This window comes from Solibacillus sp. FSL K6-1554, from assembly GCF_038005185.1.
Classification (GTDB): domain Bacteria; phylum Bacillota; class Bacilli; order Bacillales_A; family Planococcaceae; genus Solibacillus; species Solibacillus silvestris.
In genome coordinates this window covers 35858-62740 of record NZ_JBBOSS010000001.1, presented here as the reverse complement: position 1 = coordinate 62740, position 26883 = coordinate 35858, and the positions used below count along the sequence as shown (strand labels likewise).

At 40.2% G+C, this 26883-nt stretch carries 23 protein-coding genes, 1 tRNA gene, 2 rRNA genes and 1 other RNA gene; 10 read left to right on the top strand and 17 right to left on the bottom strand.

Annotation, left to right across the window (positions count from 1 at the left end; all coding sequences use genetic code 11):
* Positions 1–64: 64 nt before the first annotated feature.
* The 13 genes from MHB58_RS00270 to MHB58_RS00210 all read right to left on the bottom strand — a co-directional run bounded on the left by MHB58_RS00270 (position 65) and on the right by MHB58_RS00210 (position 13270).
* A 23S ribosomal RNA gene (locus MHB58_RS00270) occupies positions 65–2993 on the bottom strand.
* Positions 2994–3311: 318 nt separating this feature from the next.
* Positions 3312–4867, bottom strand: a 16S ribosomal RNA gene (locus MHB58_RS00265).
* The 16S and 23S rRNA genes sit together here, the layout of an rRNA operon.
* A gap of 275 nt (positions 4868–5142) precedes the next feature.
* Positions 5143–5391 (bottom strand): pro-sigmaK processing inhibitor BofA family protein, encoded by a 249-nt coding sequence (locus tag MHB58_RS00260; protein ID WP_231918680.1) that lies wholly within the window; start codon positions 5389–5391, stop codon positions 5143–5145.
* Between the two features lie 84 nt (positions 5392–5475).
* Positions 5476–5691 (bottom strand): YaaL family protein, encoded by a 216-nt coding sequence (locus MHB58_RS00255; RefSeq protein ID WP_008408642.1) that lies wholly within the window; start codon positions 5689–5691, stop codon positions 5476–5478.
* A 16-nt stretch (positions 5692–5707) separates the two neighbouring features.
* A complete protein-coding gene (gene recR / locus MHB58_RS00250) occupies positions 5708–6304 on the bottom strand; it encodes a recombination mediator RecR (protein ID WP_008408641.1) in 597 nt (198 codons plus the stop codon).
* 70 nt (positions 6305–6374) lie between these two features.
* Positions 6375–6689 carry a YbaB/EbfC family nucleoid-associated protein gene (locus MHB58_RS00245; protein WP_008408640.1) on the bottom strand — a complete coding sequence of 105 codons (315 nt, stop codon included), beginning with the start codon at positions 6687–6689 and terminating at the stop codon, positions 6375–6377.
* Between the two features lie 25 nt (positions 6690–6714).
* Entirely contained in the window at positions 6715–8466 is a 1752-nt protein-coding gene (gene dnaX, locus MHB58_RS00240; protein ID WP_340734490.1) for a DNA polymerase III subunit gamma/tau, read from the bottom strand.
* Positions 8467–8800: 334 nt separating this feature from the next.
* Positions 8801–9068: signal recognition particle sRNA large type (gene ffs / locus MHB58_RS00235), an RNA gene on the bottom strand.
* A gap of 117 nt (positions 9069–9185) precedes the next feature.
* Positions 9186–9974 (bottom strand): 2-keto-4-pentenoate hydratase, encoded by a 789-nt coding sequence (locus MHB58_RS00230; protein ID WP_008408638.1) that lies wholly within the window; start codon positions 9972–9974, stop codon positions 9186–9188.
* 18 nt (positions 9975–9992) lie between these two features.
* A complete protein-coding gene (locus MHB58_RS00225; protein ID WP_340734489.1) occupies positions 9993–10805 on the bottom strand; it encodes an FAD synthetase family protein in 813 nt (270 codons plus the stop codon).
* Positions 10806–10848: 43 nt separating this feature from the next.
* Positions 10849–11319 carry a flavin reductase family protein gene (locus tag MHB58_RS00220; RefSeq protein WP_008408636.1) on the bottom strand — a complete coding sequence of 157 codons (471 nt, stop codon included), beginning with the start codon at positions 11317–11319 and terminating at the stop codon, positions 10849–10851.
* A 61-nt stretch (positions 11320–11380) separates the two neighbouring features.
* Positions 11381–12382 (bottom strand): 4-hydroxy-2-oxovalerate aldolase, encoded by a 1002-nt coding sequence (gene dmpG / locus MHB58_RS00215; RefSeq protein WP_340734488.1) that lies wholly within the window; start codon positions 12380–12382, stop codon positions 11381–11383.
* 15 nt (positions 12383–12397) lie between these two features.
* Positions 12398–13270: an acetaldehyde dehydrogenase (acetylating) gene (locus MHB58_RS00210; RefSeq protein WP_014822317.1), complete on the bottom strand. Its 873-nt coding sequence runs from the start codon at positions 13268–13270 to the stop codon at positions 12398–12400.
* Between the two features lie 338 nt (positions 13271–13608).
* On the opposite strand from MHB58_RS00210, the gene MHB58_RS00205 reads away from it, so the two are divergent.
* The 8 genes from MHB58_RS00205 to MHB58_RS00170 all read left to right on the top strand — a co-directional run bounded on the left by MHB58_RS00205 (position 13609) and on the right by MHB58_RS00170 (position 22802).
* Positions 13609–15435 carry a helix-turn-helix domain-containing protein gene (locus MHB58_RS00205; protein ID WP_014822318.1) on the top strand — a complete coding sequence of 609 codons (1827 nt, stop codon included), beginning with the start codon at positions 13609–13611 and terminating at the stop codon, positions 15433–15435.
* 296 nt (positions 15436–15731) lie between these two features.
* Positions 15732–16937, top strand: coding sequence for an acyl-CoA dehydrogenase family protein (locus MHB58_RS00200; protein WP_014822319.1), 1206 nt, complete (start codon positions 15732–15734; stop codon positions 16935–16937).
* A 60-nt stretch (positions 16938–16997) separates the two neighbouring features.
* Entirely contained in the window at positions 16998–17972 is a 975-nt protein-coding gene (locus tag MHB58_RS00195) for a catechol 2,3-dioxygenase (RefSeq protein ID WP_008408626.1), read from the top strand.
* Between the two features lie 84 nt (positions 17973–18056).
* Complete coding sequence (locus MHB58_RS00190; RefSeq protein ID WP_340734487.1) at positions 18057–18908, top strand: alpha/beta fold hydrolase; 852 nt, start codon at positions 18057–18059, stop codon at positions 18906–18908.
* Between the two features lie 145 nt (positions 18909–19053).
* Positions 19054–19146: transfer RNA gene (locus MHB58_RS00185), tRNA-Ser, on the top strand.
* 166 nt (positions 19147–19312) lie between these two features.
* The gene (locus MHB58_RS00180) at positions 19313–20575 is read left to right on the top strand and encodes an ATP-binding protein (protein WP_340734486.1); all 1263 of its coding nucleotides are present in this window, start codon (positions 19313–19315) and stop codon (positions 20573–20575) included.
* A complete protein-coding gene (locus MHB58_RS00175; RefSeq protein WP_008408620.1) occupies positions 20575–21453 on the top strand; it encodes a response regulator in 879 nt (292 codons plus the stop codon). Before MHB58_RS00180 ends, MHB58_RS00175 begins: the two co-directional genes overlap by 1 nt.
* An 83-nt stretch (positions 21454–21536) precedes the next feature.
* Positions 21537–22802 carry a cation:dicarboxylate symporter family transporter gene (locus MHB58_RS00170; RefSeq protein WP_008408618.1) on the top strand — a complete coding sequence of 422 codons (1266 nt, stop codon included), beginning with the start codon at positions 21537–21539 and terminating at the stop codon, positions 22800–22802.
* Between the two features lie 42 nt (positions 22803–22844).
* Here MHB58_RS00170 and MHB58_RS00165 read toward each other — a convergent pair whose 3' ends face one another.
* Positions 22845–23465, bottom strand: a complete 621-nt coding sequence (locus tag MHB58_RS00165) for an RraA family protein (protein ID WP_340734485.1) — start codon at positions 23463–23465, stop codon at positions 22845–22847.
* Between the two features lie 156 nt (positions 23466–23621).
* Between MHB58_RS00165 and MHB58_RS00160 the strand changes: the two genes are divergently transcribed.
* Positions 23622–23999, top strand: a complete 378-nt coding sequence (locus MHB58_RS00160) for a hypothetical protein (RefSeq protein ID WP_008408614.1) — start codon at positions 23622–23624, stop codon at positions 23997–23999.
* 42 nt (positions 24000–24041) lie between these two features.
* Here the strand turns inward: MHB58_RS00160 and MHB58_RS00155 are convergent, their stop codons facing one another.
* The 3 genes from MHB58_RS00155 to MHB58_RS00145 form a co-directional block, all read right to left on the bottom strand.
* The gene (locus tag MHB58_RS00155; protein WP_340734484.1) at positions 24042–24710 is read right to left on the bottom strand and encodes a deoxynucleoside kinase; all 669 of its coding nucleotides are present in this window, start codon (positions 24708–24710) and stop codon (positions 24042–24044) included.
* The gene (locus MHB58_RS00150; RefSeq protein ID WP_340734483.1) at positions 24707–25345 is read right to left on the bottom strand and encodes a deoxynucleoside kinase; all 639 of its coding nucleotides are present in this window, start codon (positions 25343–25345) and stop codon (positions 24707–24709) included. The genes MHB58_RS00155 and MHB58_RS00150 overlap by 4 nt, the downstream gene beginning before the upstream one ends.
* 136 nt (positions 25346–25481) lie before the next feature.
* The gene (locus MHB58_RS00145) at positions 25482–26270 is read right to left on the bottom strand and encodes a hypothetical protein (protein ID WP_340734482.1); all 789 of its coding nucleotides are present in this window, start codon (positions 26268–26270) and stop codon (positions 25482–25484) included.
* 103 nt (positions 26271–26373) lie between these two features.
* Between MHB58_RS00145 and tadA the strand changes: the two genes are divergently transcribed.
* On the top strand, positions 26374–26877 hold the full coding sequence (gene tadA / locus MHB58_RS00140) for a tRNA adenosine(34) deaminase TadA (protein ID WP_008408609.1): 504 nt from the start codon (positions 26374–26376) through the stop codon (positions 26875–26877).
* Positions 26878–26883: the final 6 nt, after the last annotated feature.

Below are 26883 nucleotides of genomic sequence, written 5' to 3'. Positions count from 1 at the left end.
AACCCTTAGAAAGATCATTCTTTCAAAACTGGATAAACGTTTCATTGAATTTGTGCAATAAAATGTGGTTAAGTCCTCGACCGATTAGTATTCGTCAGCTACATGCGTCGCCGCACTTCCACCTCGAACCTATCTACCTGATCGTCTTTCAGGGGTCTTACTTACTTGCGTAATGGGAAATCTCATCTTGAGGGGGGCTTCATGCTTAGATGCTTTCAGCACTTATCCCGTCCATACATAGCTACCCAGCGATGCCTTTGGCAAGACAACTGGTACACCAGCGGTATGTCCATCCCGGTCCTCTCGTACTAAGGACAGCTCCTCTCAAATTTCCTACGCCCACGACGGATAGGGACCGAACTGTCTCACGACGTTCTGAACCCAGCTCGCGTACCGCTTTAATGGGCGAACAGCCCAACCCTTGGGACCGACTACAGCCCCAGGATGCGATGAGCCGACATCGAGGTGCCAAACCTCCCCGTCGATGTGGACTCTTGGGGGAGATAAGCCTGTTATCCCCGGGGTAGCTTTTATCCGTTGAGCGATGGCCCTTCCATGCGGAACCACCGGATCACTAAGCCCGTCTTTCGACCCTGCTCGACTTGTAGGTCTCGCAGTCAAGCTCCCTTATGCCTTTACACTCTACGAATGATTTCCAACCATTCTGAGGGAACCTTTGGGCGCCTCCGTTACTCTTTAGGAGGCGACCGCCCCAGTCAAACTGTCCGCCTGACACTGTCTCCTACCCCGCTAAGGGGCATGGGTTAGAAGTTCAATACAACCAGGGTAGTATCCCACCGACGCCTCCTTCGAAGCTGGCGCTCCGAGATCTCTGGCTCCTACCTATCCTGTACAAGTTGTACCAAAATTCAATATCAGGCTACAGTAAAGCTCCACGGGGTCTTTCCGTCCTGTCGCGGGTAACCTGCATCTTCACAGGTACTATAATTTCACCGAGTCTCTCGTTGAGACAGTGCCCAGATCGTTACGCCTTTCGTGCGGGTCGGAACTTACCCGACAAGGAATTTCGCTACCTTAGGACCGTTATAGTTACGGCCGCCGTTTACTGGGGCTTCAATTCACAGCTTCGCTTGCGCTAACCGCTCCTCTTAACCTTCCAGCACCGGGCAGGCGTCAGCCCCTATACGTCACCTTACGGTTTTGCAGAGACCTGTGTTTTTGCTAAACAGTCGCCTGGGCCTATTCACTGCGGCTTCTCTAGGCTATGCACCCAAAGAAGCACCCCTTCTCCCGAAGTTACGGGGTCATTTTGCCGAGTTCCTTAACGAGAGTTCTCTCGCACACCTTAGGATTCTCTCCTCGACTACCTGTGTCGGTTTGCGGTACGGGCACCTCTCACCTCGATAGAGGCTTTTCTTGGCAGTGTGAAATCAGGAACTTCGCTCATACGAGCTCGTCATCACAGCTCAACGTTAAAGTATGCGGATTTGCCTACATACACGCCTTACTGCTTGAACACGCGCAACCAACGGCGTGCTTACCCTATCCTACTGCGTCCCCCCATTTCTCAAACGGTGAGGAGGTGGTACAGGAATATCAACCTGTTGTCCATCGCCTACGCCTATCGGCCTCGGCTTAGGTCCCGACTAACCCTGAGCGGACGAGCCTTCCTCAGGAAACCTTAGTCATACGGTGCATGGGATTCTCACCCATGTTTCGCTACTCATACCGGCATTCTCACTTCTAACCGCTCCACCAGTCCTTCCGGTCTGACTTCAACGCTGTTAGAACGCTCTCCTACCACGCATACTCAAAGTATGCATCCACAGCTTCGGTGAATCGTTTAGCCCCGATACATTTTCGGCGCAGCGTCACTCGACCAGTGAGCTATTACGCACTCTTTAAATGATGGCTGCTTCTAAGCCAACATCCTGGTTGTCTAAGCAACGCCACATCCTTTTCCACTTAACGATTACTTGGGGACCTTAGCTGGTGGTCTGGGCTGTTTCCCTCTTGACTACGGATCTTATCACTCGCAGTCTGACTCCCGTGTATAAATATCCGGCATTCGGAGTTTGTCTGAATTCGGTAAAGCGAGATGCCCCCCTAGTCCAAACAGTGCTCTACCTCCGGTATTCTCAATCACGAGGCTAGCCCTAAAGCTATTTCGGAGAGAACCAGCTATCTCCAGGTTCGATTGGAATTTCTCCGCTACCCACACCTCATCCCCGCACTTTTCAACGTGCGTGGGTTCGGGCCTCCAGTGAGTGTTACCTCACCTTCACCCTGGACATGGGTAGATCACCTGGTTTCGGGTCTACGACCACGTACTAATTCGCCCTATTCAGACTCGCTTTCGCTGCGGCTCCGTCTTCTCAACTTAACCTCGCACGTAATCGTAACTCGCCGGTTCATTCTACAAAAGGCACGCTATCACCCATTAACGGGCTCTAACTACTTGTAGGCACACGGTTTCAGGATCTATTTCACTCCCCTTCCGGGGTGCTTTTCACCTTTCCCTCACGGTACTGGTTCACTATCGGTCACTAGGTAGTATTTAGCCTTGGGAGATGGTCCTCCCGGATTCCGACGGAATTTCACGTGTTCCGCCGTACTCAGGATCCACTCTGGAGGGAATGAACTTTTGACTACAGGGCTTTTACCTTGTTTCGCGGACCTTTCCAAGTCGCTTCGTCTAATTCATTCTTTTGTAACTCCGTATAGAGTGTCCTACAACCCCAAAGAGCAAGCTCTTTGGTTTGGGCTCTTCCCGTTTCGCTCGCCGCTACTCAGGGAATCGAATTTTCTTTCTGTTCCTGCAGGTACTTAGATGTTTCAGTTCCCTGCGTCTGTCTTCAACACGCTATGAATTCACGTGAAGATACTATCCGATTAAAGATAGTGGGTTCCCCCATTCGGAAATCCCCGGATCAAAGCTTACTTACAGCTCCCCGAGGCATATCGGTGTTAGTGCCGTCCTTCATCGACTCCTAGTGCCAAGGCATCCACCGTGCGCCCTTATTAACTTAACCAAAAGTTAACACTTAGATCAGAGATCTAAGATTTAAGTTTACACGTCAATTGCTTGACTTGTTTAAAAATCTATAAAATAGAAATTTGATTTATTGCTTTCAATGTCGTTTTATCCAGTTTTCAAAGAACGAAGCAGCTGACTTCAATCACATCGTGAGAAGCTTCACTGATTTTGCTTCATGCAGCTTTGCGACGTAAGCGCAAGCGTCAGGAGCAAGGTTTGAAGTATTTCATTCATTTAAGAATGAACCTTCAAAACTGAACAGCAAACGTTAATGTTTCATTCCCCGAGGGAATGATTCCGAAATAATCCTTAGAAAGGAGGTGATCCAGCCGCACCTTCCGATACGGCTACCTTGTTACGACTTCACCCCAATCATCTATCCCACCTTCGGCGGCTGGCTCCAAAAGGTTACCTCACCGACTTCGGGTGTTACAAACTCTCGTGGTGTGACGGGCGGTGTGTACAAGGCCCGGGAACGTATTCACCGCGGCATGCTGATCCGCGATTACTAGCGATTCCGGCTTCATGTAGGCGAGTTGCAGCCTACAATCCGAACTGAGAACGGTTTTATCGGATTAGCTCCCCCTCGCGGGTTGGCAACCGTTTGTACCGTCCATTGTAGCACGTGTGTAGCCCAGGTCATAAGGGGCATGATGATTTGACGTCATCCCCACCTTCCTCCGGTTTATCACCGGCAGTCTCCTTAGAGTGCCCAACTGAATGATGGCAACTAAGAATAAGGGTTGCGCTCGTTGCGGGACTTAACCCAACATCTCACGACACGAGCTGACGACAACCATGCACCACCTGTCACCGTTGCCCCCGAAGGGGAAACTATGTCTCCATAGTGGTCACCGGGATGTCAAGACCTGGTAAGGTTCTTCGCGTTGCTTCGAATTAAACCACATGCTCCACCGCTTGTGCGGGCCCCCGTCAATTCCTTTGAGTTTCAGTCTTGCGACCGTACTCCCCAGGCGGAGTGCTTAATGCGTTAGCTGCAGCACTGAGGGGCGGAAACCCCCCAACACTTAGCACTCATCGTTTACGGCGTGGACTACCAGGGTATCTAATCCTGTTTGCTCCCCACGCTTTCGCGCCTCAGTGTCAGTTACAGACCAGACAGTCGCCTTCGCCACTGGTGTTCCTCCAAATCTCTACGCATTTCACCGCTACACTTGGAATTCCACTATCCTCTTCTGCACTCAAGTTCCCCAGTTTCCAATGACCCTCCCCGGTTGAGCCGGGGGCTTTCACATCAGACTTAAGGAACCACCTGCGCGCGCTTTACGCCCAATAATTCCGGACAACGCTTGCCACCTACGTATTACCGCGGCTGCTGGCACGTAGTTAGCCGTGGCTTTCTAACAAGGTACCGTCAAGGTAGCGCCAGTTACTACGCTACTTGTTCTTCCCTTGCAACAGAGTTTTACGAACCGAAATCCTTCTTCACTCACGCGGCGTTGCTCCATCAGACTTTCGTCCATTGTGGAAGATTCCCTACTGCTGCCTCCCGTAGGAGTCTGGGCCGTGTCTCAGTCCCAGTGTGGCCGATCACCCTCTCAGGTCGGCTACGCATCGTTGCCTTGGTGAGCCGTTACCTCACCAACTAGCTAATGCGCCGCGGGTCCATCTTATAGTGACAGCCGAAACCGTCTTTCAACTTTCAAACATGTGTTAAAAAGTATTATTCGGTATTAGCCCCGGTTTCCCGGAGTTATCCCAATCTATAAGGTAGGTTACCCACGTGTTACTCACCCGTCCGCCGCTAAAATTTTAAAGGTGCAAGCACCAATAAAATTTCCGCTCGACTTGCATGTATTAGGCACGCCGCCAGCGTTCGTCCTGAGCCAGGATCAAACTCTCCATAAAAGTAGTTTGAAAGCTCATTTGCTTTGCTAGCGATCCAACTTCGTTAGAAGTTGAAATCTATTGTTTGCTTCATTTAAGAAGCTTGTTTCATTAACGTTGCTTGTTCAGTTTTCAAGGTTCATTGCGTCGTTTAAGTGACAACTTTTATATCTTACCATTCTACAAATGTTATGTCAACATTTATTTTAAAATGTTTTTTCGATATTCGTTGTCGTCGTTGCGACTTATAATAATATATCACGATATTATTCACTTAGCAATAGTTTTTATTATTTTTATTTAAATAATATTAATAAAGTTACACACATCATACCGGGAATGCCTAGAATGGCTATTGTAAGGACTGAAAAGAAATTGATCGGTACATAAAAAAGAAACCCTGCAGCTCCAATCATTAAGTTCCCTAAAAATAAGACAACGATAACTACTGCAATTTTAAACCAAAACCAGGCAAAGTACTCCCACACTTTTCCTCTTGCGTTCTTGTTTAATAAAAAAAGAAACAAGACAACAAAACAGACCATAGCTAAAACTATGTATTGCATAGCACCATCCTTTTTTATTTAGTGGTAACATATGCAACTGCTTCGCTTCTTATTTCTAAAAAATTATTTAATTAGCACATGACGTACACGTGCTTCTTTATATAAGTAGTAATGTATGCTCTCGGCTCTTTTTCGTTCGGCAATTACATTTAAGTTATAATCGGCGGTCAACTCTTCAATTACCTTCGCACTTTGTAAAGCTTCTTTAGTCTCTTTAATAGAAGAAACTAGTTTGTCATCAAATTCTTTTTTGAGTTTCCCTTTCCGAGAAAATAACATGGGGCTTCCTCCTAGATTACAACTCGCGTCTACCTTCCAGCGCTTTTGATAAGGTTACTTCATCCGCATATTCTAAATCTCCGCCAACAGGTAATCCGTGTGCGATACGTGTAGTGCGAATTCCTGATGGTTTAACAAGGCGGGAAATATACATTGCCGTTGCTTCCCCTTCTATTGTCGGGTTCGTCGCTAAAATTAACTCTTGTACACGCTCGTCATGTAAGCGCCCCAATAGCGAAGCTACATTAATATCTTCAGGTCCTACACCGTCCATAGGTGAAATTGCACCGTGTAACACATGATAGAGACCTTGATAGTCACGCATCTTCTCCATAGCTATTACATCTTTCGGATCCTGCACAACACAAATTGTTGAAACATCACGTTGTTTATCCGAACAAATATGGCAAGGGTCGATATCTGTTATATGACCACATTGTGAGCAATACATTAAATTACGTTTTGCATCGACAAGCGCTTTCGCAAATGTCGATACAGTATCTTCCTTCATTGTTAGTACGTGAAATGCCAGTCGAGCTGCTGTTTTCGGACCAATGCCCGGCAGTTTCATAAAGCTGTCTATTAATCGAGATATCGGCTCTGGATAATGCATCCTGTTCCCCCTCCTTTAAAAAGGCACATCCCAATGCTTGAGATGTGCGCTACGTTCTACTTGATTCAAATTAGAAAGGAAGGTTCATTCCTTGTGTAAATTTGCCCATTGTAGAATTTGTTGTTTCTTCAACTTTTTTCAATGCTTCGTTTGTTGCAATAACGATTAAATCTTGCAGCATTTCGATATCTTCCGGATCTACTACAGACTCATCTAAATTCACTTCAAGCATTTGACGTTGGCCGTTCATTACTACCTTCACCATACCGCCACCTGCTGCACCTTCGAATAACTGTGCATTTAAAGCTTCTTGTGCTTCCATCATTTCTTTTTGCATCTTTTGCATCTTTTTCATCATACCTTGCATATTACCCATACCACGCATCTTATTTCCTCCTTAAAATGTGTATTTACTCTTCGATAACTTCAACAAAGTCTTTTCCAAAACGTTTTTCAGCTTCTGTAATAAGCGGATCTTGCGCTTCCATTACTTGAACATCTTCAAGGAAATGGGGCTCCTCTATTAAATCTTCCACCGCATTCATATCATCCGATGGCGATTTCTTTTGATTTAAGCCATTTTCATTTATAAAGTTTTCACGCAGACGAATCCAAGCCGGCTCCGGGATACATAAAAGTTCATATTGAATCCCTACTTCCGAAGCAATCTGCTGTGTAAACAACGAAACAAGTGCATTGTTGTCAGCTACCATTTGACAATGTATATCATACTTGAATTTTATCACAAAAGCACTTGCATTTGCGGCTACAGGCTCTGCATCCGCCAATAAAGCTGCATGTGATTTTTGTAAGCTTGCTAAACCGCCTGCCCATGCAGATTTCACTTTTTGCAGGTCTGGCTTTGTTGCAGTTTTTAGTACTTCCTGAATACGGCCAGTCGGGGCATTGTACTGATTCCCCTGCGGACGTACTCGCTGTCGGGCCTGTTCTTTTTGTTGAACAGGTGCTCCCCCTCCACCACTTTCAAGCTGTTGAGACAGTTGCCCTAACCTGCTTTCAAGTGACGCTACCTTACCTTCAATAGCCGGATCGACTGCAGCGGCCCCTTGTGGTGAAGCTTTATATTGTGCCATTTTTAAAAGGGCAGTTTCTAAATATATTTTCGTATGATGCGAAAAGCGCATTTCCTGCTGGGTCTTCGCTAAAATATCAATAAAGCCGTAAAGTGTATTAGCTTCAAACTGTTCCGCTAATGACAGAAACTTTTCATCCGGTGAAATAAACTCCAATAATTCCTCTAACGTACCATCCGTCTTTAATAGAAGCAGATCCCGGAAAAATGTAATAAAGTCTTCTGCAAGGCGTAATGGTTCTTTCCCATCCGCAATTAAATTTTCGACACTGCCTAATACTTGGGCAACATCCTTTTGCTGTAGTGAAATCGCAATATCGTAAAATGCATCCTGGCTTACAGAACCTGTTACAAGAAGTACATCGTCCAATTGGACATGCTCATTACTAAATGAAACAACCTGATCGAGTAAACTTAATGCATCACGCATACCTCCTGCTGCAACTTGAGCAATTGCCTTAAGCGCCTGCTCATCATAACCCATACCGATATCTTCCAATACAACCTTCATACGCTCTACTATATCTATAGAAGAAAGTCGTTTAAAATCAAATCGCTGACAACGGGAAATAATTGTTGCTGGTAGCTTGTGAGGCTCAGTTGTCGCTAAAATAAATACTGCATGTTCAGGTGGTTCCTCAAGTGTTTTTAATAATGCATTAAATGCACTCGTAGAAAGCATATGCACCTCATCTATAATGTACACTTTGAAACGCGCATTTGCCGGGGCAAAACGGACTTTTTCGATAATATCACGCATTTCTTCCACTCTTGAATTGGAAGCAGCATCAAATTCGATTACATCTGTATGTGAACCTTCAGTAATACTTAGACATGTAGGGCATTCATTGCATGGCTCACTTGCCGGGGCATTTTCACAATTCAATGCTTTCGCGAAAATTTTAGCTGTACTCGTTTTCCCTGTTCCTCGAGGACCGGAAAATAAATAGGCATGTGTTGTCTTACTTGCGAGGAGAGCATTTTGAAGGGTCCTCTTTACATGTGTCTGACCTGACATTTCTCTAAATGACTGGGGTCTATAAACACGATAAAACGCTTGATATGTCAACCTTTCCCCTCTCCCTTCCATTTAAAAATACATACATTCAGTATAGCATAAAGTAAATATAAACTCTTTTGAAATAAGATGAATAAATTATGCCTCGGCGTAATTAAGTCCAGATTTTTCAGACCCACAGGATGTGGGTCAGTCAGCCGTTGTCGCATGATGCGACGTTATTAGACTGACTTCTATTCCCTTAAAAAATCTGTGACATCCGCCAGGTATTTATCTTCATTCGGCGGGCTCTTTAAAAGCTCGCCGAATGAGATAAACTCTCTTTTTCATATAAAAAACGCACCCACCAATAAATGATGGATGCGTTTGAAATGGTAATTTAATACCGTGCACCTTTCTTCGACTGCCGCACATAAGCGTTACTCTTGTCGCCAGCTCGGGTTAGGCTACCCCGCGGCACATAAGTGATACCACTTAATGCTGCTTCCTTCCGGACCTGACATGGTTCATGGGTACTTATTGCGCAGGACCCAACCGTCAACACTACGTGCAAAAGGCAGACCAAACAATACGGACAGCCTCAGAAAAGGAATTCAATCTTGCTAGAGCGGATTGCAAGTTACAGGGCACCGCTACCTCCCCATCTAGCACGGCAAGTATTAGTATACTAAGCAAGCTATTAAATTGCAATGAATTGCTTCAATTAAATTTTCCCAACGCTAGCAGAACTATACTCTAGAATGTCCTTTAAATATTTCACATCATTACTATCACTTGATAAATTGGACTTTCACTTCACCAAGCGTATTAAATGATGCTGTAAATTTGTCACCAGGCTCTGCTACAACAGCAGCAGATAAAGCCCCAGATAAAATGACTTCCCCAGATTTTAATGTAACGTTGTATTCATGTAATTTATTCGCTAACCAAGCAACACAGAATGCTGGATTCCCTAATACATCCGTCCCTTTTCCTTCATTAATTAATTCATCGTTTTTTATAAGTTCCATATGAATTGCTTTTAAATCAATATCGTTCACATTAACTTTCTTTGACCCTAGTACATATAATCCGCATGATGCATTATCCGCTACTGTATCTACAAGACTTATTTTCCAATCTTTAATTCGGCTATCTACAATTTCAATGGCCGCTATTACATAATCTGTCGCATCTAAAACATCCTCAACTGTAACATTTGGTCCTACTAAATCTTTTTTTAGTACAAAGGCAATTTCACCCTCAATTTTTGGTTGAAACAGTTTACTAAGTGAAACGATACCTTCATTCGGAACTTCCATTGAGTGAAAAAGGTGCCCATAGTCTGGCTGGTCCACTCCTAGTAAATTTTGCATTGCTAAAGATGTTAAGCCAATTTTTTTCCCTGAAATCACTTCACCCTTGCTTGTAGCTGCTTCAACTCTTTGAATCTGAATGGCATAAGCCTCATCAATTGTCATCATAGGGTTTAATATAGAAAGAGGTTCTGAAACGGATGTATGCTTTTCATAAGCCCTATCTAATAATTCTATAGCTTTTGACATCAATCCCTCTGTCATATTCACTACTCCTTTCATTTAAATTGCTTTTGATGGAACCGCTTTTTCAACTTGCTGCAACCAGTGAATAGAAAAAATCCCCTTTGGCAGACGTCTTTGCCGTTCCATTCGTTGGATTTGACCTGCTGCATCAATTGAAATATATGTTCTTAATTGTTTATTCGGCAGTTCTAAAATTACTTTATAAATACCTGCAGATGGCAACATTGTCTTTTCAATTTGCTGAAATTTATTACCGTCCCAATGCACCTTGGAATTAAAGTGAACTCCTAAGAAGTGTGGGATTTCATGAACAGCGGCCGCAAGTAAACGTTGACGAATCGCACTTGAGCTGATTTTTTCACCATCATAATCAATGCATTCTACTTTCGTAACCGTGATTTCCCCATTGGAATCAGCCACTATTTGCGAGAGTTTAGCTACACCCTTCACACCGTAGGAAAAATCAAATCCTGCTACTGCATGGACAACATCAAGTTTCATTAAATAATCTTCTACAAATTGACTAGATGTGAGCGCAGCAAATGCCAATGTAAAATCCACCAGATAAAATAAATCAACACCAAGCTGTTTAAGCCGTTTTTCTTTTTCACAAGGAGTTGTTAAGTGCGGTACTATGCTTTGCCCCTTAGATAAAACATTGATAGGATGTGGACGAAAACTCATTACTGCTAATGGTAGTCCGCGCTTATTCGCTTCTTCACGAGCTGTCTTTATCACTTGCTGATGTCCAAGGTGGATCCCATCAAAATAACCGAGTGCCATTACGCAAGAAGTTGCCTGTTTTTGAATCAAGTGCAAATTTTGACTATTGATAAAATGCGTCTTCATCCAACAACCTACCTTTCTACAATCTAAGTTTTTTTTTAATAGATTAAGCCTCTACTAATGTACTTAAATTACGATATTTACCTGCAAAGTATAGCAATGGATCGCCATCTGTAATCGTAATATCATTTACCTTACCGATAAATAATGTATGATCACCTTCAATATACTCAGCTGATACCTCGCACGAAACTTGTGCTAATGCTCCTGGAATAACAGGAACATCTGCTAAACGTTCAAACGAAACTTGCTGGTCTTTAATTTGCCCAGCAAAGATTTTTGAAATATCTTCTTGATTTTCTGCCAATATGTTAACAGAAAATTTCTTTGAATCTTGAATCTTAGCAAGCATACGTGCATTTTCCTTAATTGAAATAACAACTAATTTCGGTGTAAGTGAGACAGACATGAAAGCATTAGCTGTCATACCATGTGGCTCACCCTCTGTTTCTGTTAGAATTACTGTAACACCTGTCGCAAACTTCCCCATTGCATCTCTAAATAAACGATCATCCATTTTTATAACCTCCTCATTTAAATTTAAGATTGTATATTTGAATATAATTTCCAACTTCTAATTAAGCTTTCTGTAACTCTGCTGCAACTTCCAAAATCATATCTTCCTGTCCACCTACAGCTTTCCGTCTACCGATTTCCATTAAAATATCCCGTGAATCAACACCGAACTTTTCAGCTGCTTTTTGGGCATGTAATAAGAAACTTGAATACACTCCAGCATAACCAAGTACAAGACTGCCTCTCGTAATCTCTTGTGGTTGCGGTAAAATAGGCGCAATGATTTCCTCTGCAACATCCATTATTTTATAAAGGTCCACCCCAGTTTGAATGGCCATTTTATCTAGTACGCTAACAAAAACTTCTGTTTGCGTATTACCGGCACCCGCACCTAAGCAACGAATGCTACCATCAATACGTTCAGCACCGGCTTCAATTGCTGCCAATGAATTTGCAACAGCTAAAGATAAATTATTATGCGCGTGGAATCCTATCGGGACAGCAATTTCCTGTTTTAACGCCTGTACGCGATCCATTACTTGATTTGGTAATAAAGCACCCGCAGAATCTACAATATATATGACATCTGCTCCGCCATTTACCATAATTTTTGCCTGTTCTACAATTTCTCTTGACTCTGCCATATGCGACATCATTAAAAACCCCACTGTTTCCAAGCCTAACTCTTTCGCATAAGCAAGATGTTTTAAAGATACATCCGCCTCTGTGACATGTGTTGCTACACGTACCATCGAAACACCTAAATCGGCTGCTCGCTTAATATCCGGCTTCGTTGCAATACCAGGTAATGATAACACCGCAATTTTTGCATGCTTTGCTGTTTCTACTGCCGCTTCAATTAATTTGAATTCATCTGTTAAAGAGCGGCCATATTGAATCGTTGAGCCACCTAATCCATCACCATGTGCAACTTCGATATAAGGTATATTTGCTGCATCTAAACCAGCAACTGCAGCACGCATCTGGGCTTCTGTGAATTGGTGACGCATCGCATGACTGCCATCTCGTAAAGCGACCTCTGTTAGTATGACATCTCGTTTCATCAGTAATCCCTCCCGTTATAATAATGCTTTTGACTTCGCCCATTCCTCGGCAATTTTAATCGATGCCGCTGTAATAATATCTAAGTTTCCAGCAAAGGCAGGTAGGTAGTCTGCAGCACCCGCAACTTCTAAAAATACTGAAATTCGATTCCCCTCCACAAATGGGCGAGACTTAAGACGGTAGCCGGGCACATACTGCTGAACGGCTTGTTCCGCTTGAACTAGCGCTTCATAAAGAGTATCTTCCTCTACAGGTCGATCCACTAATAAATGAATGGTGTCATTCATCATAATCGGCGGTTCCGCAGGGTTTAAAATCAGAACGGTTCTTCCTTTCTTAGCACCACCTACAAGCTCGATTGCCCGCGAAGTTGTCGCTATAAATTCATCGATGTTTGCACGAGTTGCAGGACCCGCACTTTTACTTGCAATAGTTGCCACGATTTCGGCATACTCGACATTATATAATTTGGAAACTGCATGAATAATCGGTATTGTCGCTTGCCCTCCACATGTCACCATATTTACATTGTCTGCATTTGGATGAGCATGAAGGTTAACAGTAGGTACAATTAGCGGACCAATTGCTGCAGGAGTTAAGTCAATGGCACGGATGTTATGCACCCGTAATTGTTCAGCATGCTTTATATGTGTATAGGCACTTGTCGCATCGAATACAGCATCAACTTTCACACCGGCATCCAAAAATCCATCTAACCCTGTGTGAAAGGTTTGAAATCCAGCTTCACGCGCTTTGCGTAAACCATCTGATTCTGGATCAATACCAATTACTGCTACTAATTCTAAGTTGGATGAACGCATTATTTTTTTCATTAAATCCGTACCGATATTACCTGAGCCTAAAATAGCAACTTTTAAATTTGACATTCATTAATCCTCCTTTTGTCAAAACTAGTAAGACATATCATTTGTAAACGCTCTCAAATTTAAGTTGAAAGTAGCATTTACCTGTCTTTTAATAGATGATATTATTTTAAATATTCAAAAATTTGAAATGGGAACAATTCTGGAAAATTAGTTTCCACACTTTACAGGTTAAAACTTTCAATACATAAATCCCCTAGGTCCAAAAAACTCAACGTTTAGAACTTCACAAATAAATGATAGCATAGTGAAAAGAAAGAATATTCACACATTAAATAGCTAATTCTGAATTTTTTTAGCGTAAATCGTTTAAAAAACTTAATTAAGCCAGGGGGATCATTATGAATTTAAAGCAAAAAAATTTAAATGACGTATTTCATTTACCTAAAGATGAGGCTTTAACAGCATTTTATGATCGAATGATAACAATTCCAACTACTGCAAGAACAGCATTAAAAAAAGAACTACTGTCAATTATAGGAGAAGATCGCTCGAAAGGCGTTTTTGTTCGATATGGTTGGCATTGTGGTGTTAGCGATGCTAGAAAAGCAAAGTTATACCACTACGAGGATGAGCTGGAATTGATTTTAGGCGGTACAAAATTTCATATGTTGCACGGCTATGTTGATCGAGTAAGCGTATCTGACATTCATTATGATGAGAAGAATTATTTAAAAAAAATAGACGTTATTTGGGAGAATTCTTTTGAGGCCGATGAGTTTTTGGCAGATGGGAACTTAAGTGATCGTCCAATTTGCCATACACTATGTGGTTATGCAAGTGGCTATTTATCCACGGTATTAGAAAAGACCATTCTTGTAAAAGAGGTGGAGTGTCGTGCAATGGGGTATGAGCAATGTAAAGTAATTTGCATGCCTCTCGAAGAATGGGGTCATCAAGAACACGAATACAGCTATTACCAGTCAACTAGCATAATTCAAGAGCTAGACGAAATAACAGCAAAACTGAAAATAGAGCGTGATTATTTAAAACAAGCAAATGAAGTTCAACGAAAATTAACCCATGCACTTTTATCAAAGCAAGGGCTCCAAAAAATCGTCAATCTATTAAATGAATCAACCGGTTTACCAATATTCATTGAAAACGAGACGAATGAAGTGATTATAAAGTCAGCAGATGTCATGATCAATTTTGAGTTGGAAAAAATTGATATTGATACTACTGAATTTATAACTATTACACCTGAACTAGGAATACTTAGAACCCCTATTTATTTTGAAGAGCAAATTAAAGGTTATTGTTCATTTATATATCAGTCGGGGAAAAAACCAACGGAATTAGAATACATGATTATCGACAAAACTGCTTTAACAGCATCTGTCATTTTACTAAATGAAAATATTAAAATTGGTACGGAACAGAATATAAAGCGAAGTTTTTTAAGCGATGTATTGGATGGTAAATTAGAGCAAGATGAAATTTATAAAATTGCTCATTACCTCAATTTTCCGCCTACTGAATCGTATTGGTTGCTTACATTAGAAAGAACATTAAATCATTCTAATATTAGTGATGAAATAGAAGTAAACGAAGAGTTGATCAGACAAATTATCCTATTTTTAAATGAAAGAAATATTAATGCCCTTGTCTCACAAAAGACCGATAAACTCATTATTTTAATTGAATATCCAACATTTAAAAGGTTAAATACAGTGCCCCACACATTTATAAACCAGTTACTAAAATACTGCTTACGTCGTTTTAAAAGTTACGAATTTTATATAGGAGCAAGTACGGTTATAGAAGATTTGAGCCAAATCAATATTTTATATAACGAGACATTGGCAGCGTTAAAGGCAAAAAACCCAGAAAAGCATATTTGTTTCTATGAGGATCTGGAAATTGAAGGCGTACTTTTCCAAATTAAAGACGAGGTTCTAATCGACCGCTTTGTAATGCAACAATTAGGTAAATTATTGGAGATAGACAAAGATTACGATTTAACAAAAACGATTTATACCTATATTGAGAATGGCATTAATATCAATAAAACCGCGAAAGCTCTTTCCATGTCTATTAGTGGATTAAGGTACCGCTTATCTAAAATCAGCGAAATTTTAAATATTGGCTTAGATGATACAAAGCGCCTTTTCTCTGTCTATATGGCATTAAAAGTATTAAAAGTTAAAAACCAAATTATATTTTAAAGTCCCCCTTACCATTAATTTAAAAGTTCTTAAAGCCTTAGAAAGTAGCATTTTTTACTTTCTAAGGCTTTTTTTAAAAATCAGTAAAGAATATTAGCAGCATGAATAGAGCGTTAAATAACTATTATTACTCATCCCCCAACCCCAATAAAACGTATTTAGTCTAAATATTCTAAAAAAATACGTTTTTCCGTACTTTAAATAGCTATCTCAATAAATTCAGATAATTATAATAATAGATAACCAGTACGACAAGATGCTGTGATAACGCTTACAAATCAAAAAGGAGGATTTATATGACAATTAATTCTTTGGCACTTCTTGAAAAGACATTGAATCGTGAAGAACTACTCCAAAAGGCAAAAGAAGTAGGTGAGTTAGCAGAGAAATATGCAGATCAAACTGATTTTGATAGAAAATTACCGGATGAAGTCATGGAAAAGGTAAAAGAAGCCGGCTTCCACAAATTACTTAGACCAAAAGCATATGGTGGGCAAGATTTAGACTACTATACATTTGGGGATATTATCCGAACTGTAGCGAACTATAATGTTTCAGCAGCATGGTTAACATACTTTGCTATTATTCATGAAACTTGGCCAGCTTTTTTAGACAAACAAGGTCGGGAAGAGCTATTCGGCACTGGGGAATTAATGGCCGATGTATTTGCTCCGATTGGTAAGGTCGTAAATGATGGTGAAGGATATCGTATATCAGGAACATGGAACTTCTGCAGCGGCATTCCTTACTGCGACTGGGTTGCACTAGGCGCTATTCATCAATTGCACGATGGGACAGAACCAGAATTTGGCCTGTTTATTGTCCATAAAAAAGATTTTGAAATTGTTAAAAACTGGGATTCCCTAGGTTTACGGGGAACAGGCAGCAACGCTGTAAAGTTAGATAATGTCTACGTTCCAGCAAATTATGTTTTTCCGGTAACTCGAGTAGTGAATGGGGCAACTGCACCGGACGGTAATTACGAACCGGATTACCAAATTTTCAATGTTCCCTATCTTGCATTCTTCTTAGCTGGTTTCTCACATGTAGCAATTGGTGGTGTGGAACGCTTAATACGAAACTTTAAAGAAAAAACAGAACATCGTGTTCGTATTTTCAACAATAATACAAATGAAAAAAATGCAGGTACGGCACAGCGGACACTTGCAGAATTAAATATACAACTAACTGCTTTAAAAGCTTTAGCAAAAGATTATGCAGATCGCTTACACCGTTACCAGAATGAGGGCATCCGCGTTTTAGATGAGGAAGAACGCGAACAGTTATTTGCAATTCGCGGCTATATTGCAAAAACTTCTGCAGAAATGGCCACTCGTATTTTAATCACGCTTGGTGGTAACTCAGTCTACAAGAGTGATGGAACAGAAAGATTTGTTCGAGATATTCTTACCGTTGCTGCTCACCCAACACATCAATACGAAGATGCAATGGCCGGATACGGAAGCGCAATTCTTGGATTCAAAGGACATCCGACTTGGTAAATTCAAAACTATGAATTTTACTATAAAAAAATAAACTTATGAAAAGTGGAGGAATTTAATATGACAAAAGAGCCTATGTTTGACGTTGCACAACTTGCACACTTTGAAATTTACAGCCCTAAATTAGAGGAATCAGTAGAATTCTTCAAAAATATTCTTGGTATGGATGAAGTAGGTCGTCGAGGTAACTCAGTTTATATGCGTGCTTACGAGGATCATTACCATAACACGTTAATCATTACAGAAAATGATGAAGCTGGTTTAGGTCATATTGCTTTAAGAGCTACTTCTGCTCAAGCATTAGAGCGCCGTGTAGCTGAAATCGAAAAAACTGGATATGGGATTGGTTGGATTGAAGGAGATGTCGGTCACGGTCGTGCATACCAATTTACAACTCCAGACGGTCATAAAATTGAGCTTCTATGGGATGTTGAGTATTATGAAGCCCCTGAAGACCAAAAAACACCATTATTAAATCGCCCGCAAAAACGTCCAAATCGCGGTGTGCCGGTTCGTCGCTTAGACCATATCAACTTATTAGCAAGCGATACTGACAAAAACGTTGAGTTCTTAAAAGAGGTGCTTGGTTTTAACTTACGTGAACGCATCGTAGCGGACGACGATTCTTCCATAGCTGCATGGTTAAGTGTAAGTAATTTAGTTCATGACATTGCAATTATGGGCGATGCATTAGGTGAATCAGGTCGCCTGCACCATATTTGCTATTGGTACGGATTCCCTCAGCATTTATCAGATGTTGCAGACCTATTAATTGAAGCTGGCTATAATATTGAAGCCGGTCCAGGTAAGCATGGCGTAACTCAAGCTGCATTCTTGTATGTAATGGAACCAGGTGGAAACCGTGTAGAATTATTCGGTGACCCAGGCTATCAAATTTTTGATCCTTCTTGGAGAACTGTGGAATGGAAAGGTAAAGATTTAGAAAAATCTATTATTTGGCATGGTTCTACCTTACCGCAGGAATTCTTCCAATATGGTACTCCTATTAAATCTGGAGAACTTGTTAAACCTTAGAAATATAACTTATTAGAAAGATGGAACTTGTTTTCTTCTTTCTAATTAATTCTCAATACAATTAACAAAAAAGGAGTGGCTGAATTGAACATTAGTTCAAACTATTTAAATATCAATGGTGTTAACACACACTATCATGAAGAAGGTACTGGAAATGAAACAATCATTTTAATACATGGATCAGGACCTGGTGTGTCTGCACTTGCAAACTGGCGTTTAGTTATCCCACGTCTTAGTGAGTCGTATAGAGTTTTAGCGCCGGATGTTATCGGTTTTGGTGAAACAGATAAATTAGCAGACCATAATTACAATATTGAGCTATGGGTGGAGCACTTAATTGGCTTTATTGAAAAGGTTGCTGATGAACCCGTTTATTTAGTTGGTAATTCATTTGGTGGTGCATTGTCTCTTCATATCGCATATCGCAGACCAGATTTAGTAAAAAAATTAATCTTAATGGGTAGTGTTGGCACAAAGCATCCAATTTCTGATGGTCTAGACCGTGTGTGGGGCTATGAACCAAGTTTAGAAACAATGAAAGAGCTTATTAAATTGTTCTCGTACGATCAAGCAGCTGCAAATAATGAGGAACTTGTTCGCATGCGCTATGAAGCGAGCATGCGCCCTGATGTAAGAGATGCGTTCTCGGCAATGTTCCCGGAACCACGTCAGAAAATGTTAGATGAAATGGCTTTAGAAGATGAGCAGATTAAGCAAATTGAAATTGAAACATTAATTTTCCATGGCCTGAATGACCAAGTGATTCCAATCGAAGAAACAAGCTATCGATTAATTCAATTACTACCCCACGCACAACTACATGTATTTAATGAATGTGGGCACTGGACTCAAATCGAAAAAACAGAACCATTCATTGAAAATATTTTAAGCTTTTTAAAAAATTCATCGAATAAAGTTTATGCCTCAAAAAAATAAATCAATAGTAAAACGAGACATCCTCTATAAATTTGGATATCTCGTTTTCTTTATTTAATCAGCTTATAATTTTCCCGAAAAAATTATTGACGCAAATCTCATTCCGTGGTAAATTAATCTTTGTCGAAAAGACATCTTATATTTTGGAGGTATACCCAAGTCTGGCTGAAGGGATCGGTCTTGAAAACCGACAGGCGGGTAACACCGCGCGGGGGTTCGAATCCCTCTACCTCCTCCATTTTTGAACTTTCATCCGCTGCATTAGTTAAGCGGTTTTTTTTATAGCAAAATTCACTTTAAAGTACTATTTCAATTCATTGGAAATAGTACTTTTTTGTATTTGTAGACGACTTTCTTGTACAATTAAGTACTATGTCATGTATGTAAAGGGCGGTATATTAAAATTGGAATCGACTCAGCCACATATTAAAACAACAAAACTTTTCTTATTTATGCTACTTGTCGGCTTATTGACCGCCATTGGTGGCGAAATTAAAATAATTCCGTTTGAAGAAGGACCTTTTCGTTTCGGATTAGGGAGCATTATTTTCTTTTTCGCTTTACTGATCCGTCCATTACCGATTGTATCTACAGGTTTATTGACTGCACTGATCGTCATTGTCGGTCGGTCTTTACTGGACATTTTTATTTATGGACAAAGCTTCGTTACTCATATTGTTGAACATTTGCCGGCAGGCGCTTTTTATACAGTCTTTGCACTATGTTTTAAATTAATTCCACTGGACGAATTAAAAAAACAGCCGCTTATGCTCGGTTTATTAGCAACAGCATTTGAAGTACTCTCCAACACGATCGAACATGTATTAACGGATATTCTGCTTGTTTCTGATCAGGAAACATTTACTTCTTTTCTACTGTTCATCCTCGTTGGATTGTTACGCAGCTTTTTTGTTGTCGGCATTTACAGCATGATAACAATGTCAGAACAGAAGAAACAGCTAAAACAGCTCATGACGATTCATTCGGAACTATATGTAGAAGCATTGTATCTTCAAAAAACGATGACCCAAATCGAACAGCTAACAGCAAACAGTTATCAGCTTTACAAAAAACTGAAAACAAATGAAGAGCAGCTAGCTTCTGAAGCTTTACATATTGCCCAGGAAATCCATGAAGTAAAAAAAGATAATGAACGGATTCATGCCGGACTCTCTAAAATAACAAAGAGAAACTACCCGTCAAATTTTCTGTTGTCTGAGTTACTAAGTTTTATTATTGAGGCTAATGAAAATTATGCCGCCTATTTAAATAAATCGATTTCCATTACTCTTATTTGTCCAGATGATTATCAAACAAAAAACCACATTGCACTATTTGCTATTTTAAATAACCTAATGGCAAATGCTGTGGAGGCAATTGAAGAAAGCGGATTTATTACTTTGAATGTTGTAGCCGAACAGGATATGACTTCCTTTATCGTAGAAGATAATGGAGTTGGTATTGATCCGGCACTCATTCCAATTATTTTTGATGCAGGCTATACATCCAAGTTTAATGAACAGGGCCAAGGTTCTACAGGAATTGGTCTTTCCCATACAAAAACAATTGTTGAAAATCTTGAAGGGAATATTCACGTAACAAGTGATTCCTCAACTTGCTTTGTTGTGCAAATCCCTACAGAAAACATTCAAAAGGAGAATGACTAATGCGTTACTTTATAGTAGATGATGACCGGGCAAGCCGGATGATGCTCAGTAATATTATTAATGACTGTGAACTCGGAGCTGTCATTGGGGAGGCAAAAAACGGTTTGGATGCCATTCCCCAAATTTTAATGATGCAGCCGGAATTTGTTTTAATCGATTTACTCATGCCGAAGTTGGATGGAATTGAAACAATTGAACGACTACAACAAAATGGCTTTAAAGGCCAGTTTATTATGATTTCACAAGTTGTAAATAAGGAAATGGTCGCTGAAAGTTATTCGAAAGGAATTGAATTTTTCATTCATAAGCCTATCAATAAAGTTGAAGTACAAATGGTATTAAAACGAACAACTGAGCAATACTTATTAAGAAATTCTTTGCAAGTTATTCGCCAGTCCCTGACAAACTTTGATATTACAGATGTAACACATACAAAAAAGACGGCGCGAGAACATATTCAGTCCATCTTAAATGATATGGGAATTGTCGCTGAAGTTGGCAGTGAAGATATTATTAAAATTATAGAACAGCTATTAATCGAGAAGCATAAAATTGCACCGCTTCCTCCATTAAAGGAAGTATATGAACGTGTTGCAATGCTGACGAAAAATACGCCGGACGAAATTGTAAAAGAGAGTAAAGCAATTGAACAACGTGTACGCCGGACTATATTAGCTGCCATGATTAACTTGGCGAACTTAGGGATTGTCGATTACACGAATTCTGAATTTGAATACTATACCCCCCGCTATTTTGATTTAACGGACATTCGTTATTTAATGAATCAAATAGAGAATAATGATCAACGTAAAGCAAAAGTAAACATAAAAAAATTCATTCAAGTATTGTATTCAGAAATTATTAGTAAAGTTGATTAGTCGGATTTTGTCGGATTTTGTATGTATCTAATAAAATTAGTTTTAGGCTAGTCCTGAATCTAAATTTTTAGGGGGAACTATATTTGAAAAAGTTTAAAATTAGTTTAGCCGCGCAAATTTTAATCGGTCTTGTACTTGGTGTTATCGTAGGTGCTGTGTTCTTCGGTAACGAAAATGTACAATCATACTTACAGCCACTTGGCGATATTTTCTTAAACTTAATTAAGATGATCGTAGTACCGATTATTATTTCGACACTGATTGTTGGGGTTGCCGGAACTGGTGACATCAAACAGTTAGGTCGACTTGGCGGTAAAACACTTATTTACTTCGAAGTTATCACAACAGTCGCGATTGCTGTTGGTTTATTAGCAGCTAACCTATTCCAACCAGGTGCTGGTATCGATATGAACGAATTACAGAAATCTGATATTTCTTCATATGTTGAAACAACGGAAGCTGAAGAGGACAAAGGAACTTTCCAAATTATTGTAGACATCGTTCCTAAAAACATTATAAATGCAATGGCAGAAGGCGACATGCTTGCAATTATTTTCTTCTCTGTAATTTTCGGTTTAGGTGTGGCAGCAATTGGAGAACGCGGAAAACCAGTGCTCGCATTCTTCCAAGGTACGGCAGACGCCATGTTCTGGGTCACAAACTTAGTAATGAAATTTGCACCAGTCGGCGTATTTGCACTTATCGGTGTAACCGTTTCCAAATTTGGTGTAGAATCCCTTATTCCATTAGGGAAACTGGCGATTTTAGTATATGCAACAATGATTTTCTTCGTAGTCGTTGTTTTAGGTCTTACAGCACGTATTTTCGGTATTAATATCTTCAAATTAATTCGTATGATCAAGGACGAGCTTTTACTGGCATTCTCTACTTCTTCATCAGAGACCGTATTACCTCGTATTATGTTAAAAACAGAAAAAATGGGTGCACCAAAGGATATCGTTTCGTTCGTTATTCCAACAGGTTACTCATTCAACTTAGACGGTTCGACACTTTACCAGGCGATTGCGGCAATCTTCATTGCGCAAATGTACGGTATCGACCTTTCAATTGTGGAACAGATTACATTAATGCTTGTATTAATGGTAACATCTAAAGGAATCGCCGGCGTTCCAGGGGTATCTTTCGTGGTACTTCTTGCAACATTAGGCACTGTAGGTATTCCGCTTGAAGGTTTAGCATTTATCGCAGGTATTGACCGTATTTTAGATATGGCTCGTACAGCTGTAAACGTAGTAGGTAACACATTGGCAGCACTTGTAATGGCGAAATGGGAAAAACGTTTCGACGAGAAGCAATTTGCTGAGTATCAAGCTGCGAACTTAAAATAAAATTAGAAAATGGCGTAGTGAACGATTTCACTACGCCATTTTTTATTTTACTACTATTGCTAAATATGCGCGGATTGATGCTTCCCCATTATGTAATGCTTCATGTGCCCGCTCTTCATCTTTTGCTACTTTAGCTTCCGCTGCCTCTATAATCTGCTCGATATCCTTCTGAGGGATAATAACGACCCCATCACTATCACCAATTACATAATCACCTGTTTGAACAGCGACATTTCCTACAGATACAGCTATACCTAGTGTCCCGCCACCATGTTTATTGCCTGCTGCTACTGTTGTACCTAATGAAAAGACCGGAAAATCGATTTCTTTTGCAGCTGCTATATCGCGAATAACCCCGTCCACGACAAAACCTTGAACACCGACACCTTGTGCTAGCTGCATAACAAAGTCACCCGCTACAGCACGATTCGTATTGCCTTTAGCATCGATGACTAATATTTCCCCATTTTTTGCCTGACTAATTGCTTCAAGTACCGCACCATTTTCCCCATCTGGCAGGCGGACCGTTCTCGCTTTCCCTGCAATTTTGAAGTGTTCGGCTAGCGGTTTAATTGCTGATGCCACATTCGTATGTCCCCCTGTTGCATCGGAAATTGCTGTCGTTGGTAATGCACGTAAGCGTTCTACCATTGATAAAGTCATATTCCCATCCCCTTTTCGCTATAATATTACAAATCATTAAAATTTGTAATTACTGTTAGCATAAACGGTACAACTTATTGTTCGCAATATTTTTTAAAATCGTTAAAAACTTTTCTATGTTGGGAATACTGGAAATAAAAGAAAGGAGGGATATACATGAATAATCCGCTTATTGAAATAGTAACGGATGAAAGCGGGAACACAACTTATAAGATGAAGACCTTCGATATCAAGGTTATTGCCCGGCTGACAGGTGGTCTTGCTCCTACAATTACGTATATGCACCAGGATAAAGACGTTACAGATGATATACGGGCGATTCGCTTTCATTTTGAAAACCCGGCGTCATACATCGAAAATTATGCTTCTTTTCAGAGGATGCTTTATGAAAGGGAACAGCGCGCAGTGAATGAGCTATACGAATCCATCAGTATGAAGCCTAAAAATATGACGACAGGTAAACAAGTTTTATGGAGCTTTTTTGTCTTTCTGCTCATTATGACACCCATTTTTGTTATTGTTTGGACGAAATAAAAAAGACTGATTTCCGTTACATATAGAAATCAGTCCTTTTTATTATTTTCGTAAATGGCTTGTTTGTTCAAGCATATATCCGATACGTGCAACGACATCCTCAACTTGTGCAGGATTTTTCATTAGATCGTAATCGTTAATATCAATACGCAATACTGGACATGCATTGAAATTGTTAATCCAGTCTTCATAACGTCCGTGCATTTCTTCCCAGTACGAATGAGGTGTTTGCTGCTCCATCTCGCGTCCACGTTCGTGGATACGACCAATCACATCACCAATCGGACCTTCCAAATATACAAGCAAATCCGGGTGCGGGAAATACGGTGTCATCACCATCGCATCAAACAAATTTGTATATGTTTCATAATCTGTCGGTGTCATTGTCCCTTTGTCATAATGCATCTTTGCAAAAATACCTGTATCTTCGTAAATAGAACGGTCTTGTATAAAGCCTCCGCCATATTCAAAAATACGCTTCTGTTCTTTAAAACGTTCAGCAAGGAAATAAACTTGCAAATGGAAGCTCCACTTTTCAAAATCGTCATAGAATTTATCTAAATAAGGGTTTGTATCAACCTTTTCATAAGATGTACGGAAATTTAAGCTCTGTGATAATGCTTTAGTCATTGTTGACTTTCCGACACCGACTGTTCCTGCTATTGTAATCACTGCATTCGCAGGAATATTGTACTTCTCTCTTAAGTTCATTTCTGATGCAAACTCCTTTGTTGTAACTTTTCCTCTACTAATCGTAGTACGTACTGTAAATCTCCTTCACTTTTCACAAAATCAAGCTCATCCCCATTTAATGAGATAACAGGAATTTCTGGATGCATCTTTTCAAAATGTCCGATAAATTGATGATAATCGCTTGAAAGTTGTTCCATATATTCACGGGAAATATTCTTTTCCACTTCACGACCGCGCATTGTGATTCGTTTCATTAATGTATCCAAGCTTGCATGTAAATAAATGACCATATTGGGCTTTGGCATATCAGCAGTTAAAATTCGGTAGATCGACTCGTACTTTTCATATTCTGTCGGCTTTAAAGTACGCTTTGCAAAGATCAAATTTTTAAATATATGATAATCAGCCACTACAGGCCCTTGTGCTTCAATAATTTCATGAATATCAGATAACTGTTTATAGCGATTGCACAGGAAAAACATTTCCGTTTGGAAGCTCCACTCACTAATATCTTCATAGAACTTACCGAGAAATGGATTTTCATCTACAATCTCTTTTAATAAATGATAGTCAAACGTTTGTGATACGGCCTTAGATAATGAGGTCTTCCCAACACCAATCGGACCTTCTACTGTTATAAATGGCACAGACATTAGAAGTGCTCCTTCTCTTTTTATAGTCAATGCTTTTAATTTTATCACAACGCTCTTTAGACAACAAAGCAAACAATTCTATTTTACCGAATTCATGCATAGCCAATTTCTAGTAATTAAATTGTGCTAGTGCTTCCTATTGTAGTTCAAATAATTTTTCACGCCGTTTATCATAGTCTGCGGTAATTTTTTCTTGCTGAGCAAGTACCATTTCCTGAAGAGACTGTTCTTTTTCCAATAGGCTTTGTTCTATTTCCTCATATTGTTTATCTGTTTTTTCGGCTAAATCCTGTAACGCCTCGAATAACTGGTCGTCTAGCTGGCTTTGTGAAGCTGCTTCATTATCAATTAGGTTTTCGATTGCCTCATCACATTGTAGAACCAGTTCATGGCAGCTTTCTTCAAACTGTTGTTCGGCTTCCTCGAATTGCTGTTTATATTTAATCAAGATGTCGGTTAACTCCTGATATAAATTATCCATTGCCTGTTCCATTGCCTCTGTCAGATCTGGAGCTTGTTCAATTTGTGCTAATGGCGCTTGTTGCTGATCATGGTAAAATTGAAACTTCCTGCGTTCTTCCGTTTGTTTTTGCTCTAGTAGTTCAATTTTATTGACGTGATGGTTTTTTCTTTCTTCTTCATAAGTAATTTTATAGTTTTCCAATAGGACTTTTCTTTTATGGTCGAATAACTTTCTAATTTTTTCGATCGCTTGTTCACGATTATTGTTAAGATTGTTTTCTTCATTTTCATGCTGCTGTGCAATGGCTACCTTTTGCTGTTCATATTGCTTTTGCAATGTGTCAGTTACTTGTTGTTCATTTTTCTCAATCGTCAACAATTTCTGTTCATACTCTTTATGCAGATCAGCCAATGCCTTATCAAAATACTCATCTATTTCTTCCTCTGTTTGAAATGACTTCATCGCTGTACTCCTTCAAACTTTTCTTTCATCATAGCATGATTTATTTCTTGTCGCCCAAGTATTCACCGGCATGCTAAACTAGGATTTAAGGAGTGATAGATGAATGCTCGAAAACAAAGATCACCAATACATGCAGGAAGCATTGGAAGAAGCAAAAAAAGCAGCTGCCCTTGGGGAAGTACCGATCGGCGCAGTTATTGTATATAAAGATGAAATTATTGCACGTGCACATAATTTACGCGAAACAACCCAAAATGCACTGACACACGCAGAAAGCATGGCCATTCAAGAAGCCTGCAAAAAAGTTGGCAGCTGGCGTTTAGAAGAAACTACTTTGTACGTCACGCTTGAACCTTGCCCGATGTGTGCAGGGGCTATTTTACAGTCGCGCATACCTCGGGTTGTTTACGGGGCACGGGATATAAAGGCAGGCTGTGTCGACTCATTATACCGTCTGCTGAATGATGCGCGTTTTAATCATGAATGTACTGTAACAGAAGGTGTGATGGCAGAAGAATGCGGACAAATTTTAACGGACTTTTTCAAGGCGCTACGCGAGCGTAAAAAAGCAGAGAAGTTGGCGAGAAAACAACAATCCGAAAAGTAAGGTGAT

What these genes read in the sequence shown, in the direction of transcription:
- MHB58_RS00255 (WP_008408642.1), bottom strand. Translation starts at nt 5,691, where the DNA reads ATGTTATTTTCTCGGAAAGGGAAACTCAAAAAAGAATTTGATGACAAA.
- MHB58_RS00145 (WP_340734482.1), bottom strand. Translation starts at nt 26,270, where the DNA reads ATGAAGTCATTTCAAACAGAGGAAGAAATAGATGAGTATTTTGATAAG.
- MHB58_RS00165 (WP_340734485.1), bottom strand. Translation starts at nt 23,465, where the DNA reads ATGACTTTATCAATGGTAGAACGCTTACGTGCATTACCAACGACAGCA.
- MHB58_RS00260 (WP_231918680.1), bottom strand. Translation starts at nt 5,391, where the DNA reads ATGGTCTGTTTTGTTGTCTTGTTTCTTTTTTTATTAAACAAGAACGCA.
- MHB58_RS00155 (WP_340734484.1), bottom strand. Translation starts at nt 24,710, where the DNA reads ATGAACTTAAGAGAGAAGTACAATATTCCTGCGAATGCAGTGATTACA.
- MHB58_RS00220 (WP_008408636.1), bottom strand. Translation starts at nt 11,319, where the DNA reads ATGGATGATCGTTTATTTAGAGATGCAATGGGGAAGTTTGCGACAGGT.
- MHB58_RS00210 (WP_014822317.1), bottom strand. Translation starts at nt 13,270, where the DNA reads ATGTCAAATTTAAAAGTTGCTATTTTAGGCTCAGGTAATATCGGTACG.
- MHB58_RS00200 (WP_014822319.1), top strand. Translation starts at nt 15,732, where the DNA reads ATGACAATTAATTCTTTGGCACTTCTTGAAAAGACATTGAATCGTGAA.
- MHB58_RS00150 (WP_340734483.1), bottom strand. Translation starts at nt 25,345, where the DNA reads ATGTCTGTGCCATTTATAACAGTAGAAGGTCCGATTGGTGTTGGGAAG.
- tadA (WP_008408609.1), top strand. Translation starts at nt 26,374, where the DNA reads ATGCTCGAAAACAAAGATCACCAATACATGCAGGAAGCATTGGAAGAA.
- MHB58_RS00205 (WP_014822318.1), top strand. Translation starts at nt 13,609, where the DNA reads ATGAATTTAAAGCAAAAAAATTTAAATGACGTATTTCATTTACCTAAA.
- MHB58_RS00230 (WP_008408638.1), bottom strand. Translation starts at nt 9,974, where the DNA reads ATGACAGAGGGATTGATGTCAAAAGCTATAGAATTATTAGATAGGGCT.
- recR (WP_008408641.1), bottom strand. Translation starts at nt 6,304, where the DNA reads ATGCATTATCCAGAGCCGATATCTCGATTAATAGACAGCTTTATGAAA.
- MHB58_RS00175 (WP_008408620.1), top strand. Translation starts at nt 20,575, where the DNA reads ATGCGTTACTTTATAGTAGATGATGACCGGGCAAGCCGGATGATGCTC.
- MHB58_RS00245 (WP_008408640.1), bottom strand. Translation starts at nt 6,689, where the DNA reads ATGCGTGGTATGGGTAATATGCAAGGTATGATGAAAAAGATGCAAAAG.
- MHB58_RS00160 (WP_008408614.1), top strand. Translation starts at nt 23,622, where the DNA reads ATGAATAATCCGCTTATTGAAATAGTAACGGATGAAAGCGGGAACACA.
- MHB58_RS00195 (WP_008408626.1), top strand. Translation starts at nt 16,998, where the DNA reads ATGACAAAAGAGCCTATGTTTGACGTTGCACAACTTGCACACTTTGAA.
- dmpG (WP_340734488.1), bottom strand. Translation starts at nt 12,382, where the DNA reads ATGAAACGAGATGTCATACTAACAGAGGTCGCTTTACGAGATGGCAGT.
- MHB58_RS00225 (WP_340734489.1), bottom strand. Translation starts at nt 10,805, where the DNA reads ATGAAGACGCATTTTATCAATAGTCAAAATTTGCACTTGATTCAAAAA.